The organism is Streptomyces sp. NPDC048483 (assembly GCF_040651455.1).
Lineage (GTDB): Bacteria > Actinomycetota > Actinomycetes > Streptomycetales > Streptomycetaceae > Streptomyces.
In genome coordinates this window covers 77,661-94,863 of the sequence record NZ_JBEZJZ010000018.1, presented here as the reverse complement: position 1 = coordinate 94,863, position 17,203 = coordinate 77,661, and the positions used below count along the sequence as shown (strand labels likewise).

Annotated in this window: 12 protein-coding genes; 10 read left to right on the top strand and 2 right to left on the bottom strand. The window is 71.8% G+C overall.

Going from position 1 to position 17,203, the window contains the following annotated elements; all coding sequences use genetic code 11:
* The 10 genes from AB0D04_RS12705 (at nucleotide 1) to AB0D04_RS12660 (ending at nucleotide 14,720) form a co-directional block, all read left to right on the top strand.
* Entirely contained in the window at nucleotides 1-381 is a 381-nt protein-coding gene (locus AB0D04_RS12705; RefSeq protein ID WP_362702291.1) for a hypothetical protein, read from the top strand.
* On the top strand, nucleotides 374-1,516 hold the full coding sequence (locus AB0D04_RS12700; RefSeq protein ID WP_362702289.1) for a hypothetical protein: 1,143 nt from the start codon (nucleotides 374-376) through the stop codon (nucleotides 1,514-1,516). Before AB0D04_RS12705 ends, AB0D04_RS12700 begins: the two co-directional genes overlap by 8 nt.
* Before the next feature lie 32 nt (nucleotides 1,517-1,548).
* The gene (locus AB0D04_RS12695) at nucleotides 1,549-2,073 is read left to right on the top strand and encodes a phage baseplate assembly protein V (RefSeq protein ID WP_362702287.1); all 525 of its coding nucleotides are present in this window, start codon (nucleotides 1,549-1,551) and stop codon (nucleotides 2,071-2,073) included.
* Between the two features lie 82 nt (nucleotides 2,074-2,155).
* Nucleotides 2,156-2,467, top strand: a complete 312-nt coding sequence (locus AB0D04_RS12690) for a hypothetical protein (protein ID WP_362702285.1) — start codon at nucleotides 2,156-2,158, stop codon at nucleotides 2,465-2,467.
* Nucleotides 2,464-2,850 carry a GPW/gp25 family protein gene (locus AB0D04_RS12685; protein WP_362702284.1) on the top strand — a complete coding sequence of 129 codons (387 nt, stop codon included), beginning with the start codon at nucleotides 2,464-2,466 and terminating at the stop codon, nucleotides 2,848-2,850. The genes AB0D04_RS12690 and AB0D04_RS12685 overlap by 4 nt, the downstream gene beginning before the upstream one ends.
* Nucleotides 2,847-6,053, top strand: a complete 3,207-nt coding sequence (locus AB0D04_RS12680; protein ID WP_362702282.1) for a putative baseplate assembly protein — start codon at nucleotides 2,847-2,849, stop codon at nucleotides 6,051-6,053. The genes AB0D04_RS12685 and AB0D04_RS12680 overlap by 4 nt, the downstream gene beginning before the upstream one ends.
* Nucleotides 6,050-9,841, top strand: coding sequence for a putative baseplate assembly protein (locus AB0D04_RS12675; RefSeq protein ID WP_362702281.1), 3,792 nt, complete (start codon nucleotides 6,050-6,052; stop codon nucleotides 9,839-9,841). The genes AB0D04_RS12680 and AB0D04_RS12675 overlap by 4 nt, the downstream gene beginning before the upstream one ends.
* A complete protein-coding gene (locus AB0D04_RS12670) occupies nucleotides 9,838-12,048 on the top strand; it encodes a hypothetical protein (RefSeq protein ID WP_362702279.1) in 2,211 nt (736 codons plus the stop codon). Before AB0D04_RS12675 ends, AB0D04_RS12670 begins: the two co-directional genes overlap by 4 nt.
* An 81-nt stretch (nucleotides 12,049-12,129) precedes the next feature.
* Nucleotides 12,130-13,782: a DUF6519 domain-containing protein gene (locus AB0D04_RS12665; RefSeq protein WP_362702277.1), complete on the top strand. Its 1,653-nt coding sequence runs from the start codon at nucleotides 12,130-12,132 to the stop codon at nucleotides 13,780-13,782.
* Nucleotides 13,782-14,720, top strand: a complete 939-nt coding sequence (locus AB0D04_RS12660) for a peptidoglycan-binding protein (RefSeq protein WP_362702275.1) — start codon at nucleotides 13,782-13,784, stop codon at nucleotides 14,718-14,720. The genes AB0D04_RS12665 and AB0D04_RS12660 overlap by 1 nt, the downstream gene beginning before the upstream one ends.
* 205 nt (nucleotides 14,721-14,925) lie before the next feature.
* Here AB0D04_RS12660 and AB0D04_RS12655 read toward each other — a convergent pair whose 3' ends face one another.
* The gene (locus tag AB0D04_RS12655) at nucleotides 14,926-16,137 is read right to left on the bottom strand and encodes a hypothetical protein (protein ID WP_362702273.1); all 1,212 of its coding nucleotides are present in this window, start codon (nucleotides 16,135-16,137) and stop codon (nucleotides 14,926-14,928) included.
* A 91-nt stretch (nucleotides 16,138-16,228) separates the two neighbouring features.
* Nucleotides 16,229-17,101, bottom strand: coding sequence for a hypothetical protein (locus AB0D04_RS12650; RefSeq protein ID WP_362702271.1), 873 nt, complete (start codon nucleotides 17,099-17,101; stop codon nucleotides 16,229-16,231).
* Between the last annotated feature and the right edge of the window lie 102 nt (nucleotides 17,102-17,203).

The window sequence follows — 17,203 nt, the reverse complement described above, 5'->3', positions numbered from 1 at the left end:
GTGATTGAGCCGTATGAGAGCGCGTTGGACGAGGTGCCCGGGGCGCATCCGTATCCGCGGAGCAGTCGGTATCACGATGCGGAGATCGGGGTGCATCGGAAGGCCGACGGGACTGAAGTGAGGTATGCCAAGCGGAGGTTGTTGCCGGCGCTCGACGATGCTGCGGAGGAGACCGTGCCGCACACAGTCAGTGCCGGTGAGCGGGTCGATCAGCTGGGGCAGCGGTACTTCGGGGATCCGGGGCAGTGGTGGCAGATTGCCGATGTCAATCCCGTCCTCGATCCACGGGAGTTGACGGATGAGCCGGGCGAGGAGATAGGCATTCCGTTGGCAGGCGGATTCCCTGGTGGCATGGGTGGACCGGGGGTGCGGAATGGCTGATGAGCAGCCGGTCGGGCGGGGGCCTATCCATGTGTCGTTGTACATGGGGCCGAAGTCGGCGCGGCCGGTGCCGTCGGAGGTGACGGAGGCGCTGCTGTCGGCTCAGATTACGAGTACGGCGGGTGAGAGGTCCGGGTTTCAGCTCGCGTTTGATCTGACGAAGAAGGGGGCGATCATCAAGCGGTTGTTGCCCGAGGGGTTCTTTGATCCAAAGACGCGGGTGATTCTGGCCGTGTCGATCAAGGGGACGGCGGCCGTGCTGCTGGATGGGGTGATTGTGCGGCAGGAGGTGGGGGCCAGTAATCAGCCTGGACAGACCACTCTTACCGTGACCGGGGAAGATCTGACGTTGTTGATGGATCTGGAGGAGCGGACGGACCGGTATCCCAACCTCGCGCCCTCGCAGCGGGTTGAGCGGATTCTGGGGAAGTATGCCGACTACGGGATTGACTCGCGGATTATTCGGGAGCAGGTGCCGCAGCCGCCCAGGGAGCAGCTCCGGGTCGACTACCAGACCGGGACCGACCTGCAGTATGTGAATGAGTTGGCCAGGGCGAATGGTTATACGTTCTATCTGGATCCTGGGCCCGTGCCGGGGAAGTCGACGGCGTTCTGGGGGCCGGAGCAGCGGCTCGGCCAGCGGCAGCACGCATTGAATGTGAATATGGATGTGAACTCGACTGTGGATCAGTTGACGTTTGCTTATGACGGGACGGCGCGGGAAGAGCCGCAGGCTCGGGTGCAGGACCCGGTGACGCGGCGGGCGCCGCTGCTCGACCAGCCGGACATCAGTCCGCTCAGGCCGCCGTTGGGGTTGCGTGGGTCGCCGGCGTTGAAGCGAAAGACGCTGAGCGGGACCGCGAAGATGGATGAGGCACTGGCGAAGGCGGAGGCCTTGGCGCGGGCCGCCACCAGTGCCGATTCCATTTCCGGGTCGGGGCAGTTGGACGTCAATCGGCATGGGTATGTGCTGCGGCCGCGGGAGTTGGTGGGAGTGCGGGGAGCCGGGGTGACGTATGACGGCGACTACTACGTGAAGAGTGTGACGACCAATCTCCGGCCCGGTTCCTACCAGCAGAACTTCACGCTGTCGCGTGAGGGCCTGATCGCCCGCAGCAACACCGTCCGTCCGTAAGGACTGTAAGGACCTAAGGAGAAACGCCGCTCATGGCTGGTGGACCGAACAACCGCTTCCTCGGCAAGTTCCGGGGCCGGGTGGCGGCGAATGACGACCCGATGGGGATCGGACGGGTCAGAGTCCAGGTCCCGGATGTCTTGGGGGATGAATCCTCCACCTGGGCGTTGCCGTGTTTTCCGTTCAGCGGGGAGAAGGCGGGGCAGGTGGTGGTGCCGTCCGTCGGGGCCGGTGTGTGGGTGGAGTTCGAGCAGGGGGATCCCAGTTTCCCAGTGTGGACGGGGTGTTGGTACGGGCGGCGGGACGAGTTGCCGGAGGATGCGCAGGTGGATCCGGCGACTTCGCATCCCGTTGTCATTCAGACGCCTGGGAAGCACAAGATTGTCATGTCGGATGTGCCCACCAATGGGATTTTGCTGGAGGCGCCAGGCGGCGCGTACGTGAAGATCGATGCGACGGGTGTGCATATCAATAACGGGCACGGGGCGTCGATTTCACTTGTCGGGGATCAAGTCGACATCAATGAGGGCCGGTTGACCGTGCCCAAGAAACGATAGCGAAAGCGGGGGGAGTAGTGACGTGTTGACCGGGAATCTCGTCCACGGTGGCATGGTGTTCAGCTGCCCGCACGGAGGGCGCGTGTTATCGACCGCGGCCGCCACAACAAGTGCAGGCACAGGCGCAGGCGTACGGATCGACGGCGCGCCCGTGGCCACCGTCGCGGACCTCTTCACGGTCAGCGGATGTACGCACTCCGTCGCCCATCGGCCGCAGCCCTGCACGAGTGTCCGCTGGACGACGAGCGCGAGCGCTGACGTCGTACGGATCGACGGTGCGCCGGTGCTGCTGGACACCACAGCAGCGATGTGTTTCAGCGCCGGGCTGCTGCCGCAGGGCCCGCCAGTCGTGGCGTCCGTCCATCAGGGCCATCAGGGGGTATCGAGTCGATGAGGGCTGCCAGGAAAGTACGTACCGAGGTCGCGTTTCCGTTTCGGATCGATCGGCGGGGGCGTACCGCGCATGCCGATCACGACGCGCATGTGCGGGATTTGATCGAGCAGTTGTTGTTCACGAGTCCGGGTGAGCGGGTCATGCGGCCCGAATTCGGGTGTGGGCTGCTGGATCTGGTCTTTACGCCGAACAGTCCGGAGTTGGCATCCGCCGTGGAGCTCTCCGTGCAGGCCTCGCTGCAGCGCTGGCTGGGCGACCTGATCGAGGTGGAATCGCTGGACGTGGTGAGCGAGGAGAACGTCGTACGCGTGTATCTGCGCTATGTGGTGCGTTCCACCGCCAGTCGGCGCGATGAAGTGTTCGAGGGGCGGGGCGAGATATGAGTGAGCAGCAGCTCGCTACGAGCGAGTTGACGTGCCGTACGGACAGTCGGCGCGGGCGGATCAGGGCGGCACAGCTCAATGGGATTGATGCGGTCGAGGTCGCCGACGATGGGGTGACGCTGACCGTCACCTTTCTTGGGAAAGCGCCGCACGGGCTGTGCCCGGAGAATGTCCGTATTGACGGCGGACGACGGATCACCGGCCTGGAGGCGCTGGAGATTTCGGTCGAGCGGGAGGAGGATCCCGAGCTCGACGACCGGTTGCACGTCGTCCTCGATCGCGCCGGTGACACATCCCGTTACCGTCTCTCCATCGTCACCACCGACCCGTACGGGCGGCCCGGCACCGACCCGTACGAGGGCTTCGACCAGCGGTATTTCCGTCAGGAATTCTCCTTCCGGGCCGATTGCCCGAGCCCTTTCGACTGCGTGGACGACGAGACGCAGCAGGACTGCCCGGACACCTTCAAGCCCGCGCCCGTCATCGACTACACGGCTCGTGATTACGACACCTTGCGGCAGCTGGTCCTGGACCGGCTGCGGCTGACTACCCCCGACTGGGTCGAGCGCAATCCGGCCGACCTGGGAATGACGCTGGTCGAGCTGCTCGCCTACACCGCCGACCAGATCAGTTATCAGCAGGATGCGGTGGCGACCGAGGCCTATCTCGATACTGCGCGGCGCAGGGTCTCCGTACGGCGGCATGTAAGGCTTATCGATTACCCGATGCATGACGGGTGCAGCGCGCGGGCGTTCGTGTCCGTGGAGGCCGTGGAAGAACTCACCCTCCTTCCCGGCGAATTCCGCTTCGCCGCGATCGACACGAGGACGTTCGGGCCGCGCGACCGGCCCGAGATCGGGACCGTCATCGACGACCGGGATCTGGCGGTGCTCGATGAGCGCGGCTCGGTGGAGGTCTTCGAGCCGGTCGCCGACGCACCGCTCGTCCTGCGCCCCGAGCACAACGCGATCCGGCTGTGGACCTGGGGCGGCGAGGTCTGCGCCCTGCCGAAGGGAGCCACCGGCGCGACGCTGCGCGACGAGTGGACGGATGACACCTGCGAGGGCCGCGCTCTCCGCCTCTCCCCCGGTGACCTGCTGCTCTTCGAGGAGGTCAAGGGGCCGCGCACCGGAACCCCCGGCGACCAGGACCCGACGCACCGACAGCCGGTCCGCCTCACCTCCGCCACCCCGGCCGTCGACCAGCTCGACGGCAGGCCGGTGCTGGAGATCACCTGGGCGGCGGAGGACGCGCTGACCTTCCCGCTGTGCCTGTCCACCCGTGGCGGCAGCGGCTGCGCGCCCGTCGAGGACGTGAGCGTGGCGCGCGGCAATGTCGTACTGGTCGACCACGGGCGGTCGCTGACCTTCGGGAGCGCGCAGGAAGGCACTCCCGAAGCCTTCACCGTCCCGCCCGTCCCTGCCGTCCTCGGCTCCTGCGACCCGCCGGCCTTCGGCTGCGCCGACCACAAGGACGGCGGGAATGCGACAGCCCGGACCATCAACCATCTGATGGAGAAGGCCGGCTGCCACCAGACGCTCACCCCCGACGACATCCGTGAGCTGTTCACCGTCGTCGGCGAGGAGGCGACCGTACGGGCCGGGCTCGGGCTGGAGCTGGCCGGGCAGCGGCGCGAGAGGGTGGTGCCGGGGACGGTGTATGCGCAGGCCGAAGCGCTCCGCACGCTGCTCGCCCAGTCCGTCTACCCGGGCGTCCGGCCGCGCTTCCGGCCCGTACTGCACCGCTCCCCCGTCGCCCAGACCGTGCCCTTCCCGCAGCCCGCGCAGGTGGCCGCCGGGCAGGCCGACCGGCTGGCGGGTATACGGGAGCGCGTACGCAACCGCCTCGTCGAGCTGTGGCGCAGCGCGCGCGACCACGACGGGCTGACAGAGGAGGAGATCGCCGAGCTGACGGTGATCTTCGGGCTCAAGGTCCTGGAACACATCGAACTGCACCGCCACCCGGTGCGTGCGCTGCGGGAGCTGCTGCATCGTGGCGACCGGCTGCTGGACGCCAAGCTGCGCCGGCTGGACGTGCTGACCGCACGGGCCCGCGCGGGGACGGTCCTCGACGGGCACATCGCCTGGGAGATCGCGCACAGCTGGGGCCCGGCGTACGCGGCGGGGCTGCACCCGGACGAGCCGGCGCTGCACGGCCCGGCCGCCGGTCTGCTGCCCGATCCGCGCGCCGCGCTGCCCGCCGTACGCCTCCACGATGGGGAACACACCTGGCTCCCCCGCCGCGACCTCCTCGAGAGTGGTCCCCGCGACCGGCACTTCGTGGGCGAGCTGGAGGACGACCAGCGGATCGCGCTGCGGTTCGGCGACGGGCGGTACGGGGCGCGCCCCGAGCCCGGCAGCCGCTGGGAACTCCACTACCGCCTCGGCGGCGGTACGGCCGGCAATGTCGGCGCCGAGGCGATCAACCATCTGGTGCTCAGCCGGGATCCGGACGCCTCGGACGCCGCCGAGCCCCTCCCCGTGGCCGGTGTCCGCAATCCGCTGCCCGCCACCGGTGGCGCCGAACCCGAGCCCGTCGAGCAGGTGCGCCGGCTCGCCCCGCTCGACCTCAAGCGCACCCGGCTGCGGGCCGTGACCGCGGCGGACTACGCGGAGCTGGCGTCCGCGCTTCCGGGCGTGCAGCGCGCGGCGGCCGAGATCCGCTGGACCGGCAGCATCCAGGAGGCGCATGTCGCCATCGATGCGGCGGGGACCGGTGAGCCCACGCCGCGGCTGCTGGATTCCGTCGCGTATGCGCTGGAGAGCTACCGGCGGATCGGGCACGACCTGGTCGTCGAGCCGGCCCGAACGGTGCCGCTCGACCTCGCGCTCGAGGTGTGTGCGACACCGGGGCATCAACAGGGTCAGATCCTGGCCGAGTTGAGCCGGGTGCTCGGCAACCGGCGCCTTCCGGGCGGCCGCCTCGGCTTCTTCCATCCGGACGCGCTGACCTTCGGCGAGCCGGTCCGGCTGAGCCGCCTCGTGGCGGTGGCCGCGGCCGTACCGGGCGTGGCGAGCGTACGGGTGAGCCGGCTGCAACGGCTTTTCCATCAGGGGCACATGGACAACAGAGCACGGGAGGACGGTGTGCTGCGGCTCGGCCCGCTGGAGATCGCCGTGTGCGACAACGACCCGGAGCGGCCCGAGAACGGCCGCCTGGCCATCGGCATCGCAGGAACCGGAGAGCTTGGGGGTGCCCGATGAGCGGCACATGCGGATGCGGATGCACGGGCGGCGGCAGCGACGAGCGCCGCGCCCCCGACGCCCTCTACAACCCGCCGGGCCGCAGCGCCCTCGCCTACCGCGTCGGCGACCACGCCTCGTTCCTGGCCGGGATGCTGGACCGGCTCGCCTCCCCCGCCTATCCGGCGCTGCGCGGCCTGACCGTCCGCACCCCGGACGACCCGGCGATCGGGCTGCTCGATGCCTGGGCGGTGTTGGGGGACATCCTGACCTTCCACAGCGAGCGGATCGCCGACGAGGGGTATCTGCGGACGGCGAACGAACACCGGTCGCTGGCGCTGCTCGGGCGGCTGGTCGGGCACCGGCCGCGGCCGGGTGTCGCGGCCGATACCCATCTTGCGTACACCCTGGACAAGGACCCGCGCGCGGCGGGACTGCCGGTCGTCATCCCCCGTGGCTCGCGCAGCCACAGCGTGCCCGCCGCCACCGGTGAGGAGTCGCAGACGTTCGAGACCGGCGAGGACCTGACCGCTCGCTGGGACTGGAACCTGCTGAAGGTGCGCAGGCGCCGGCCGGCGCTCCTGGTGCCGGAGGATCTGGCGAAGCGTGCGGAGGTGTTCGTCGCGGGGACGTCCACCCAGGTGCAGACCGGTGACCAGCTGCTGTTCGACTTCGGGAGCAGGCAGCTGCTGCTGCCGGTGGCGAAGGTGCGGATCGACCGGGAGGAGGATCTCACCGCGATCGGTCTGCCGCAGTCCGCGCCGCCCACGCTCAAGGAGCTGGTGGACGAGCTGCGGCAGTGGATCACCGAGCCGGAGGACACCGGCGATCCGGATGACCCCGACTACCCGCCGGGGCCCACCGCCGAGACGCCCAACCCCCGCCCCGTCAGCAAGCTGATCGAGACCTTCGACCTCCAGGTACTGGCGCCGCTGCGCAAGGATCTGGGCGCCCTCACCACACCCGCCGCCTTCGCCGCGCGGCTGGCCGGGCCGCATGAGCGGCTGGCGGAGGCGCAGGTGCTCGCCGAGCCGTACGAGAAGGTGGCCGCCTGGTTCGAGGAGCTGGAGGCGGTGGTCGGCGAACTCCGGGAGCACGCCGAGGACTTGGACCCGGTGCCCACAGTGCCCGGCAAGCCCAAGCCCGCAGCGGGAAAGCCCCGGCCGGAGTCCGCCGCCCTGGGCGCCCTGGCCTCCCTCCTCCCCGCCCTCCGCACCAGCGTCGTCCGCCCCCCGGCCGGCACCGATGTCGGCTCCCGCACCGCCGGCCGCCTCTTCGCCCCCGGCTCGGACCTCACCGCACGCCTGCTGTCCGCCCTGGACCCGCGGCTCGCGGACGGGATGTACGCGGCCTGGCGGCAGGCGTCGTCCGAGGTGCCGTCCGCGCTGCGCGAGGTGCTGGCGATGCGGGTGACGGCGGCGCCCTTCGGGGCGACCGCGCCGCTCAAGCCCGTACAGGACGAAAAGGGCCGGGTGATCCGGCAGGCGGACTGGCCGCTGACCGGTGGCGTGCTGACCAGCATGCGGATCGTGTTCGACACGGCGGGCAAGGCGCCGGTGAAGGCGGAGTTCGAGCACATCGAGACCGGCCAGACCGCTCAGCACACGGTGAATCTGCCGTCGGACGAGCCCTTCACGCTGGGCCCCGGCCGCGTCGAGCTGTCCACCCGCACCGGTCAGGACCACGATCTGAGCTGGCTGGGCCGCCGCCCGACCGACTCGCAGGAGTCGGGGATCACGGCGCGGCTGCTGGCCGGGCTGCCGGAGCGCAGCCTGTTCGTGGCGCGCCCGGACGAGGCGGGCCGGATCGAGGTCGCGGTCAATAACGGCCAGACGGAGACCTGGCATCTCCAGCCGGGGGATCAGCACCAGATCCGGCACGGCGAGTACGAGGTGACGGTGCGCCGCACGTCGGCCGGGGAGCCGCCCGCCGTGGAGATCGGCATCGCGACGGTCCCGGCGGCCGCCAACCGTTATGTGCTGCCGCTGGATTCCGTCCAGGACGGCATCACGGTCGGCAGCTGGGTCGCCGTCCAGCGGCCGGGTAAGGGCGCGGGCGGCAACGACGGTATCCCCGGCGACAAGAAGCTGGCGTTCGTCACCACGCGGGTGACGGCGGTGCGCACCGCCGCGTACACCAACTTCGGTATCACCGGGCGCGGTACGGAGCTGACCCTGGCCGATCCCTGGCTGGACGAGCACGATGTCGTCCTCTCCGCGATCCGTGACACCACGGTGCATGCGGGCGGGCAGCCGCTGCGGCGGGCGGACGAGCCGCTGGGCGAGGACGTGCACGGCAACGAGATCGAACTGGCCGGGCTGTACGACGGGTTGCGGCCGGGCCGGCAGCTCATCGTCTCCGGCGAGCGTACGGACATCCCGGGCATCCCCGGTGGTGCGGGACTCCGGGCCACCGAACTGGCCGTGATCGCCGCCGTCGACCAGCGGCTGGACCCCGATCTGCCCGGCGACCATGTGCACACCACGCTCACCCTCACCGCCGGCCTCGCCTACCGCTACCGCCGGGACACCGTCCGCATCCAGGGCAACGTCGTGGCCGCGACGCAGGGCGAGAGCCGGGACGAGGCGATCGGCAGCGGGGACAGCGCGCGGGCGCACCAGACGTTCGCGCTCTGGCAGTCGCCGCTGACCTGGCTGCCGGACGACAACCCGCTGGGCGCGACGCCGGAGCTGGAGGTGCGGGTCGACGGTCTGCTGTGGCATGCGGTGGACAGCCTGGCGGGGCGGGGCCCACGGGAGAGGGTGTATGTCCTGGGCGTCGCGAGCGGGGGACGTACGACGGTGACCTTCGGCGACGGGGTGCACGGCGCCCGGCTGCCGTCCGGGCACGACAACGTACGGGCCCGCTACCGCTTCGGCACCGGCCGGGCCGCCAATGTCGCCGCACACCGCATCACCCAGGTGATCACCCGGCCGCTGGGCGTCACCGGGGTCACCAATCCGCAGCCCGCCACGGGGGGTGCGGACGCGGACGGACCGGGGCTGACCCGCCGTACCGTGCCGCTCGCCGTCTCCGCGCTGGACCGGCTGGTCTCGCTGTCCGACTACGAGGACTTCGCCCGGTCGCGGGCGGGCATCGGCCGGGCCGCCGCGCGGGAGCTGTACGACGGGCGGCGCAAGGTGCTGCATCTGACGGTGGCCGGGGTGGACGACATCCTGATCGCGCCGGATGCGGAGGTGCTGCGGGCGCTGCGCTCCTCGCTCGCCGAGTACGGGGATTCCCGGCTGCCGGTGCGGGTGGACGTACGGGAGACCGTCCTGCTGCTGCTCGTGGCGAAGGTGAAGGTGGCGCCGGATCATTCCTGGGCGCTGGTCGAGCCCCGTGTGCGGGCGGCGTTGCTCCGGCACCTCGGCTATGAGGGACGGGAGTTGGGGCAGCCGGCGCAGTGGTCGGAGGTGCTGGCGGCCGCGCAGTCCGTGCCGGGGGTGGATTACGTGGACGTGGACGCCTTCACCGGGATTCCGGCCTCCGTCACGCCGGCCGAACTCGCCCGGCTGGGCGAACGGTTCGCCGGCCCTCCGCCTTCCTCCGTCCCCGCCCGGCTCGCCGCGTACGACGAGCAGATTCACGAGGTGACGTCGGCCGACGGAGAAACGCTCACCGCCGTCGCCGCCCGCTACGGCATCCCGCTCGCCGAGCTCCTCCGCCTCAACCCCGACATCACCGACACCCGGCCGCTGCCCAAGGGCCGCGCGGTCTGCGTCTTCCGCGGCATCCGGCCCGCCCAGCTCGCGCTGTTCTCGCCGCAGGTCGCGGACACGCTGATCCTCACGGAGGTAACCCGATGAGTACGACGAGGGAGCCGGACGGGCTCGCGGAGCTGCTGCCGCAGTGGCACCGGCTGCGGGACGCCGAGAATGGCGAGCCTCTGCGCGCCCTGCTGGCCGTGATCGCCGAGCAGGTGGACCGGGTTCGGGACGGGGTCGCCCAGCAGTACGACGACTGGTTCGTGGAGAGCGCCGCCGAATGGGTGCTGCCGTACATCGGCGATCTGGTGGGCTACCGCCCGCTGCCCGGCTACGAGCGGGTGCTGGCCACCGGGCTGCGCGACGGCGGGCTGCCGGACTCCTCGCGGCGGCGGCTGGCCGAGGCGCTGGCGCCGCGCCGCGATGTGGCGGCGACGGTCGGCAACCGGCGGCGCAAGGGCACCCTGGCGCTGCTGGAGGAGCTGTCCGAGGGGGTGGCGGGCTGGCCGGCGCGGGCGGTGGAGTTCTCCCGGCTGGTCGCGCACCAGCAGCCGGTGAAGCTGTACGGGTCGGGCACCGAGGCCGTCAATGCGCGGCGGGCCGGGCGAGGGCGGCTGGTGGACGTACGGGACGGCGCGGAGCTCGACCTGGCGGGCGGTCCGTTCGGGACCGTGGCCCGGTCGGTGGATGTGCGCCGGGTCAACTCCCGCCGTACACAAGGGGGTTACACCCCGGCCGGGGTCGGACTGTTCGTCTGGCGGCTGAAGCCGTACTCGGTGACGCGGGCGCCCGCCTACTGCATCGACCGGGCCCGTAACCTCTACACCTTCTCCATCCTGGGCAATGACACCGCGCTGGCGACCCGCCCGGAGCCGGAGCCGTCCGCCACGCACCTCGCGACCCTCGACAACGTCCCGGCCGCGATCCGCCGCCGCCAACTGCACGACCGGCCGGCGGACTACTACGGGCCGGGCAAGAGCTTCACCATCCGGCGGGACGGCGAGGACAACCCGGTGCCGCCGGCCGACATCGTCGTCGCGGACCTGAGCGACTGGCGCTACCGGCCCAAACGGGGCCAGGTGGCGGTGGACCCGGAGCTGGGCCGGATCGCCTTCGGGTCGCGGTCGGCGCCGCGGCAGGGCGTATGGGTGGACTACCACTACGGGTTCGGGGACGAGCTGGGCGGCGGGGAGTATCTGCGGGAGAGGGAGACCGCTCCCGACGCCGCCGTCTACCGGGTCGGGCCCGGCCAGACCTACCAGCGGATCATGGATGCGTACGGGGCGTGGCAGCACGACCGGCGGGGCGGGCGGTGCGGCCCCGACGGCATCATCGAGATCACCCACAGCGGCGCCTACCAGGAGCAGCTGGACTTCGACCTGGACCCCGGCGACCGGCTGGAGCTGCGCGCGGCCGAGGGAACCCGGCCTGTCATCCGGCTGCTGGACTGGTACAGCAACCGGCCGGACGCGCTCAACATCCGTGCGCAAGAGGCGAGTTGCGAGCCGGGCGAGCGGCCGCGGATGGTGCTGGACGGGCTGCTGGTCACCGGCCGGGGGCTGAACGTCACCGGGCCGATGGGCTCCCTCGTCCTGCGGCACTGCACCCTCGTACCGGGCTGGTCGCTGGAGCCGGAGTGCGATCCGCACTCCCCCGAGGAGCCGAGCCTGGTCCTGGACCGTACGACCGCGTGTGTGGAGATCGACCGGACGATCCTGGGCACCATCGAGGTCATCGGGGACGAGGTGGGCGAGGACCCGCTGTCGATCCACCTGCGCGACTCGATCCTGGACGCCACCGGCTCCGACCGCGAGGCCCTGTCGGCTCCCGACTGCCGCCATGCGCATGCCGTGCTGCACGCGCACCGGACCACCGTCATCGGCGAGGTCCACACCCACGCCGTACAGCTCGCCGAGAACAGCATCTTCACCGGGCGGATGCATGTCGCCCGGCGCGGCATCGGCTGTCTGCGCTTCAGTTACGTCCCGCCGGGGTCGCGCACCCCGCGCCGCTACCGCTGCCAGCCGGATCTGGTGGGGCCCGATGGGGGTACCTCCCGCTCGAGCGGAGCCGAGAGTGGGGGAGCCGCGCGGGTGCGGCCGCTGCTGCGCGGCGAGCGCTACGGGACGCCGTGGTACGGGCAGTTGGCGGTCGGCTGCGCCGAGGAGATCCGTCGGGGCGCGGAGGACGGGGCCGAGATGGGCGCGTACCACGACCTCTACCAGCCGCAGCGCGAGGACAGCCTGCGGGCCCGGCTCGCGGAGTACACGCCGGCGGGGACCGACGCGGGGATCGTGTGGGTGACATGAGCCCTCCCGCCCTTCCGCTTCCTGGCCGTGACCTTCCGACTCCCGACCTTTTGAGCATCCCGAACGAGGGGGACCCCTTCCATGCACGCTGATCTCTCGCGCTTCACCTTCCGGCCGCAGCGCCACTACTCCGCGGTGGTCGCCCAGCAGGGCCGCGTCCAGCTGGACGCCGACGCCAACGAGCAGACCGCGATCCAGCTGTTCCAGGCCCGTACGATCGCCGCCGATCTGATCGGGCAGCACGGCGGGCCGAGCGGCGCCACCGGCTTCAAGATCGACCTTCAGGGCGGCTCCCGCGACCTGGACAACCTGCTCATCGGCGGCGGCCGCTACTACGTGGACGGCATCCTGGTCGACGCGACCCGCCCGCAGCCCGGGGAACCGGTGCCCGCGGAAGGAACCAAGAACACCGAGGACGGCGAGGACAAGGACGGGCCGGACGACGGCGAGGACGCGGCCGCGCCCAAGGCGCCGGACGCCACCTGGTCGTACTGGGACCAGCCCGACGGCTTCCGCGACCCGGAGCGGCCCGGCGACCGGCTGCCCAGCCAGTTCCCGTATCTGGCCTATCTGAAGGTGTGGGAGCGGAGCGTCACCGCCGCCGAGGACCCGGCGCTGCGCGAGGTGGCGCTGGGCTCCGCGCTGCCCGACACCGCGGCCCGCACCAAGGTGGTGTGGCAGGTGCTGCCGCTCCCCGGCACCGTGCTGGGGCTGGAGGGCGACAACCCGCCGGTCAAGGACATCCGCAAGGCGTTCGACACATGGGCCCGGCAGGCGTCCGCCCCCGCCTCCCGGCTCGCGGCGCGCAGTGAGCGCCCGGACCATGCGGACGACGACCCGTGCCTGGTCAAGCCGGATGCGCGCTACCGGGGGCCGGAGAACCAGCTCTACCGGGTCGAGGTGCACGACGCGGGCGGCGCGAAGGAGGCCACCTTCAAGTGGTCGCGGGAGAACGGCTCCGTCACCTTCCCGGTCGATGAACTGGACGGCACCTGGGTCGCGTTGGCGACACTGGGCAGCGACGACAAGCTGGATCTGAATGTCGGCGACCGGGTCGAGTTCGTGGACACCGCCTCTACGAGCCGGGGCGAGGCGCTGCCGCTGCTGCGGGTCGAGGAGCTCGATCTGCCGGGGCGGCGGGTACGCCTCTCGGACGAGCCGGCGGCGGGCGTGGGGCGGCGGCCCGAGCTGCATCCGTATCTGCGCCGCTGGGACCACCGCGAGGGCAGCGCCCGGGCGGTCAAGCGGAGTGCGCAGGCCGGGCGGCTCAAGCACGGTGCGCTGCCGGTGGAGGAGGGTGGCTGGCTGCCGCTGGAGGACGGCGTCGAGGTGTACTTCGCGGCGGACGGCACCTACCGCACCGGCGACTTCTGGCTGATTCCGGCCCGTACGGCCACCGGGAGCGTCGAGTGGCCGACGGATGCGGCGCGCCGGCCGCTGCTGCAGTCCCCGTCCGGGATCGCGGTGCACTACGCGCCGCTGGCGTGGATCCACGGCGAGCAGGCGGTGCCCGATCTGCGGCTGTCGTTCCGGCCGCTGTCGGAGGGCATCCCGGCGGCGGACGACGCGGCGCGGGCCGCCGAGGAGGCGGCGCGGGACGAGGAGACCTACGCCGAGTCCGGTGCGGAGTCCGGCGCCGAGGGCGATGCGGCGGCCCCCGTGAGCAGGTCGCAGACGACGGCCGCGGCCGAGGCGGCGGTCGACGAGGCGCCCGATCAGGGGGGTGTGGGCTGATGGCCACCCCGCTGACCGCGTCCCAGCTGCTCAAGGCGCTGCGCGACGAGGGTCTGGTCGTCCATGAGGTGCGTAACTGGCGGAACCACAACCGCAATTCCAAGGGCCGATGGGGCCCCCTGCACGGGGTGATGATCCATCACACCGTCACCCAGGGCACCGAGCGGTCCGTGGACCTGTGTTACGACGGCCATGCCGATCTGCCGGGGCCGCTGTGCCATGGCGTGATCGACAAGAAGGGCGAGGTGCATCTCGTCGGCAACGGCCGCGCCAACCACGCCGGGCTCGGCGACCGCGATGTCCTGCGGGCGGTGATCAACGAGACGGAACTGCCGCGGGACAACGCCGCCGACACGGACGGCAACCGTCACTTCTACGGCTTCGAGTGCATCAACCTCGGCAATGGCGGGGACCCGTGGCCTCAGGAGCAGAAGCTGGCGATCGAGAAGGTCTCGGCGGCGATCTGCCGGGCGCACCGGTGGAGCGAGCGCTCGGTGATCGGCCACAAGGAGTGGCAGCCGGGGAAGGTCGATCCGCGCGGCTTCACGATGAGCGGGATGCGGGACCGGATCAAGCGGCGGCTGGCGAAGGCACCGGAGGGGCCGGCGGGGGCCGACGGGCCGGGGTCCGAGGGCGGCGACCAGGGCGAGAACCGGCCGCCGGTGCCGCCGAAGCCGGAGTATCCGCCGTACGAACCGTTCCCCGGCAGCGGGTTCTTCCGCTCGGGGGAGCGCAGCGCGGTGATCGCGGCGATGGGTGAGCGCCTGGTGGCCGAGGGCTGCGGCCACTACAAGGGCGGGCGCCCCGGCCCGGACTGGAACGAGGCCCACCGCAAGTCGTACGCGGCCTGGCAGCGCAAGCTCGGCTTCTCGGGCAAGGACGCGGACGGGGTGCCGGGGAAGGTCAGCTGGGATCGGCTGCGGGTGCCCAACGCGTAGTGATTCGGTGCTGGTTGACGCCGTTTATTGAAACGCCGAGGCCGGGCGGCTCTCCCCCACAGAGAACCGCCCGGCCGTTCAGCAGCACCGGAGATGATCCGGCGCAATCCGTGTCACCGGCGTGCGGTGACGTGCCCGGTCCGATGTCACCGCCGTGACGGATGGACCGGGGCTACCTCCGGCCGGGGTTACCGGCCGGAGGAGTTCAGACGCCCTGGACGGGCAGGTTCGGCACGCCCGACAGGACCGGGAGGGCCGGGATGTTGGCGGCGTTGGTCAGGTCGCCGAGGTTGGCCGGGACGGCGGGGACGGCCGGGGCGCCGGGGACGGCCGGGACGGCGGGGACGGCCGGGGCGGCGGGGACGGCCGGGGCGCCGGGGACGGCGGGGACGGCCGGGATGGCGGTCACGTCGGACAGGTTGGCCGGGAGGGACTTCACCGGGGCCAGGCCCTGCGCGCCGGCGGCGGCGTCGGCGGCGATGTTCTGGCCGTCGGCCGTGACAACGGTCACCAGGCCCTGCGCGAACGGGGTGGCGTCGGCGCGGACACCCTGCGCGAACGGGGTGGCCTGGGCGCCGACACCCTGCGCGAAGACCTGCGCACGGCCACCGACGGAGGTCGCGAACGGGGTCGCCTGAGCGGCCGCGTCACCGGCGAGCACACCGGCACCGCCAACGGTGTTCTGGACGACCGGCACCACCTTGATGACGACCCGCTGGGCGACGGGCGGCAGCACGTCCGCGGCGGTGTTGTCGACGGTCGGGCGGACGGTGGCCAGCGCGCCCTGGGCCTGGTGCGTCAGCTGCTCGGGGCGGACACCCGCACCAGCGAGCGCGGCCAGCAGGTTGGTGGCCGAGCCGGGGGCCTTGGGCAGCGCGGGGGCCGCGGGCAGCTTCTTGGTCAGGCCGTCCAGGTCGGCGGCGGGGACACCCGGGGTGGCGGGCAGCGACGGGGCGCCGGGCAGGTTCGGCACGGCGGGCAGCTCGACGTTGGGGAGCTGAGCGGCCTTGCCCAGCTTGGCGGCCTTCTTGAGGGCCTTCTGGGCCTTCTTCGCGTCGGCGGCCTTCTTCAGGTCACCGGCGTTGGCGTTCGGCAGACCGCCGCCCACCAGCTTCTGCACACCGCCGAGCTGGGGCAGGCGGTCGGTCGGCACACCGCCCCCGAGGGCGCCGGTCGCCTTGCCGGCCACGTCGCCGACCGTCGCCTTGACGGTCTTGGTGACGCCGTCGACGGTCTTCGTGACGGTGCCGGCCGCATCGCCGGTGGACAGGCTCTTCGCGGCATCGGTCGCCGTACCGGCGACGGGCAGGTTAGGGGTGGCGGGCAGCTCGGCGGCGCCGGCGGCGGCGGAGCCCAGGGCCCACAGACCGGTGGCGGCGGCAGCAACGACGATGGAACGGCGAATGTTCGAGCGCATGGTGGTGAAGTCCTTCGAATTCAGGGGTGTTGGGCAGACCTGTCCCGCCCCCGCGCGGCAGGTCGGTGATACAGACGCGGAGCGGTCTGCCCTAGCCGGGGAATTCGAGGATGTCTTCGGCACGCCGGCGCGTCGGAGCGCCATCGGCGGTGCGGACGCCACCGGGCAGGAGCCGGAAGCGTGTGGGGGCCGCCGGGGCGGCGGCGTGCAGGTCCCCGCCACGGGGACCGTTGCCGTCACCCGCGGAGTGCGAGGCGGGCGCCACCGGGCCCTGCGGGAACTGTCCCGGCAGGCCGTGGTGTCCCTGGTCGCGCTGCTGGTGCAGGGCGGGCCGGAGGTGCGCGACGGCCGTACGCGGGCCGTCGGTGCAGTGCGCCGGGTGCAGCGTGGCGGCGGAGCCGGCGGCCGGGCCGACGGTCCGCGAACCGGCCGGCTGCGCGCCGTTCGGCGCCTCGCCGTGACCGGAGGCGCTGCCGTCGCCGGGCCGTCCCGCGTGCTCACCGGAGGGGAGCTGTACGGGCAGCGTGGCGCCGACCGTGCTGCCGATCTCCCGTACGACGCCGGTCACCGGCTGGGTGATCGGGTCGGTGACCGGAGCGGTCCGCTCGGCGGCGGGCCGTGCGGCCTGGGTCAGGGCGGCGGAAGCGTCCTCCGTGTGCGCGGTGAACCGGGTGTCGGCCGCCTCGCCCTGCCGCGCGAACGCGGCCTGGGAGCCGGACAGCCGGTCCGCCCCGTCCCGGGTGGTGACCCGGTCCTGGGTGGCGGTCTCGGCCGGGGCCGTGGCCGTGGACGATGTCCCGGTCAGGTCCTGGGCGCCCGTACGGTCGTCGGCGTGTGCGCCGGGGCCGAAGGCGAAGCCGAGAGCGACGAAGGACACCAGGAAGAGCCCCGCCAGCAGCGCACGCCGCGCGGCCACCGTGCGCGGCAGGCGCACGGTGGCAGGCAGAGCGAGCACAGCAGACAAGGAGGGGACCTTCCCATACGGACGGGGACGCACAGCCGCGCGGACGCGCGGCCTTGCTGTCACTCTCGTCACGGGTGATCGAGCGATGGGCTGATCCTTGCA

Excerpts from the sequence above, each read along its gene's own strand:
- AB0D04_RS12700 (WP_362702289.1), top strand. The coding sequence starts at position 374 with ATGGCTGATGAGCAGCCGGTCGGGCGGGGGCCTATCCATGTGTCGTTG.
- AB0D04_RS12695 (WP_362702287.1), top strand. The coding sequence starts at position 1,549 with ATGGCTGGTGGACCGAACAACCGCTTCCTCGGCAAGTTCCGGGGCCGG.
- AB0D04_RS12685 (WP_362702284.1), top strand. The coding sequence starts at position 2,464 with ATGAGGGCTGCCAGGAAAGTACGTACCGAGGTCGCGTTTCCGTTTCGG.
- AB0D04_RS12680 (WP_362702282.1), top strand. The coding sequence starts at position 2,847 with ATGAGTGAGCAGCAGCTCGCTACGAGCGAGTTGACGTGCCGTACGGAC.
- AB0D04_RS12675 (WP_362702281.1), top strand. The coding sequence starts at position 6,050 with ATGAGCGGCACATGCGGATGCGGATGCACGGGCGGCGGCAGCGACGAG.
- AB0D04_RS12670 (WP_362702279.1), top strand. The coding sequence starts at position 9,838 with ATGAGTACGACGAGGGAGCCGGACGGGCTCGCGGAGCTGCTGCCGCAG.
- AB0D04_RS12665 (WP_362702277.1), top strand. The coding sequence starts at position 12,130 with ATGCACGCTGATCTCTCGCGCTTCACCTTCCGGCCGCAGCGCCACTAC.
- AB0D04_RS12660 (WP_362702275.1), top strand. The coding sequence starts at position 13,782 with ATGGCCACCCCGCTGACCGCGTCCCAGCTGCTCAAGGCGCTGCGCGAC.
- AB0D04_RS12655 (WP_362702273.1), bottom strand. The coding sequence starts at position 16,137 with ATGCGCTCGAACATTCGCCGTTCCATCGTCGTTGCTGCCGCCGCCACC.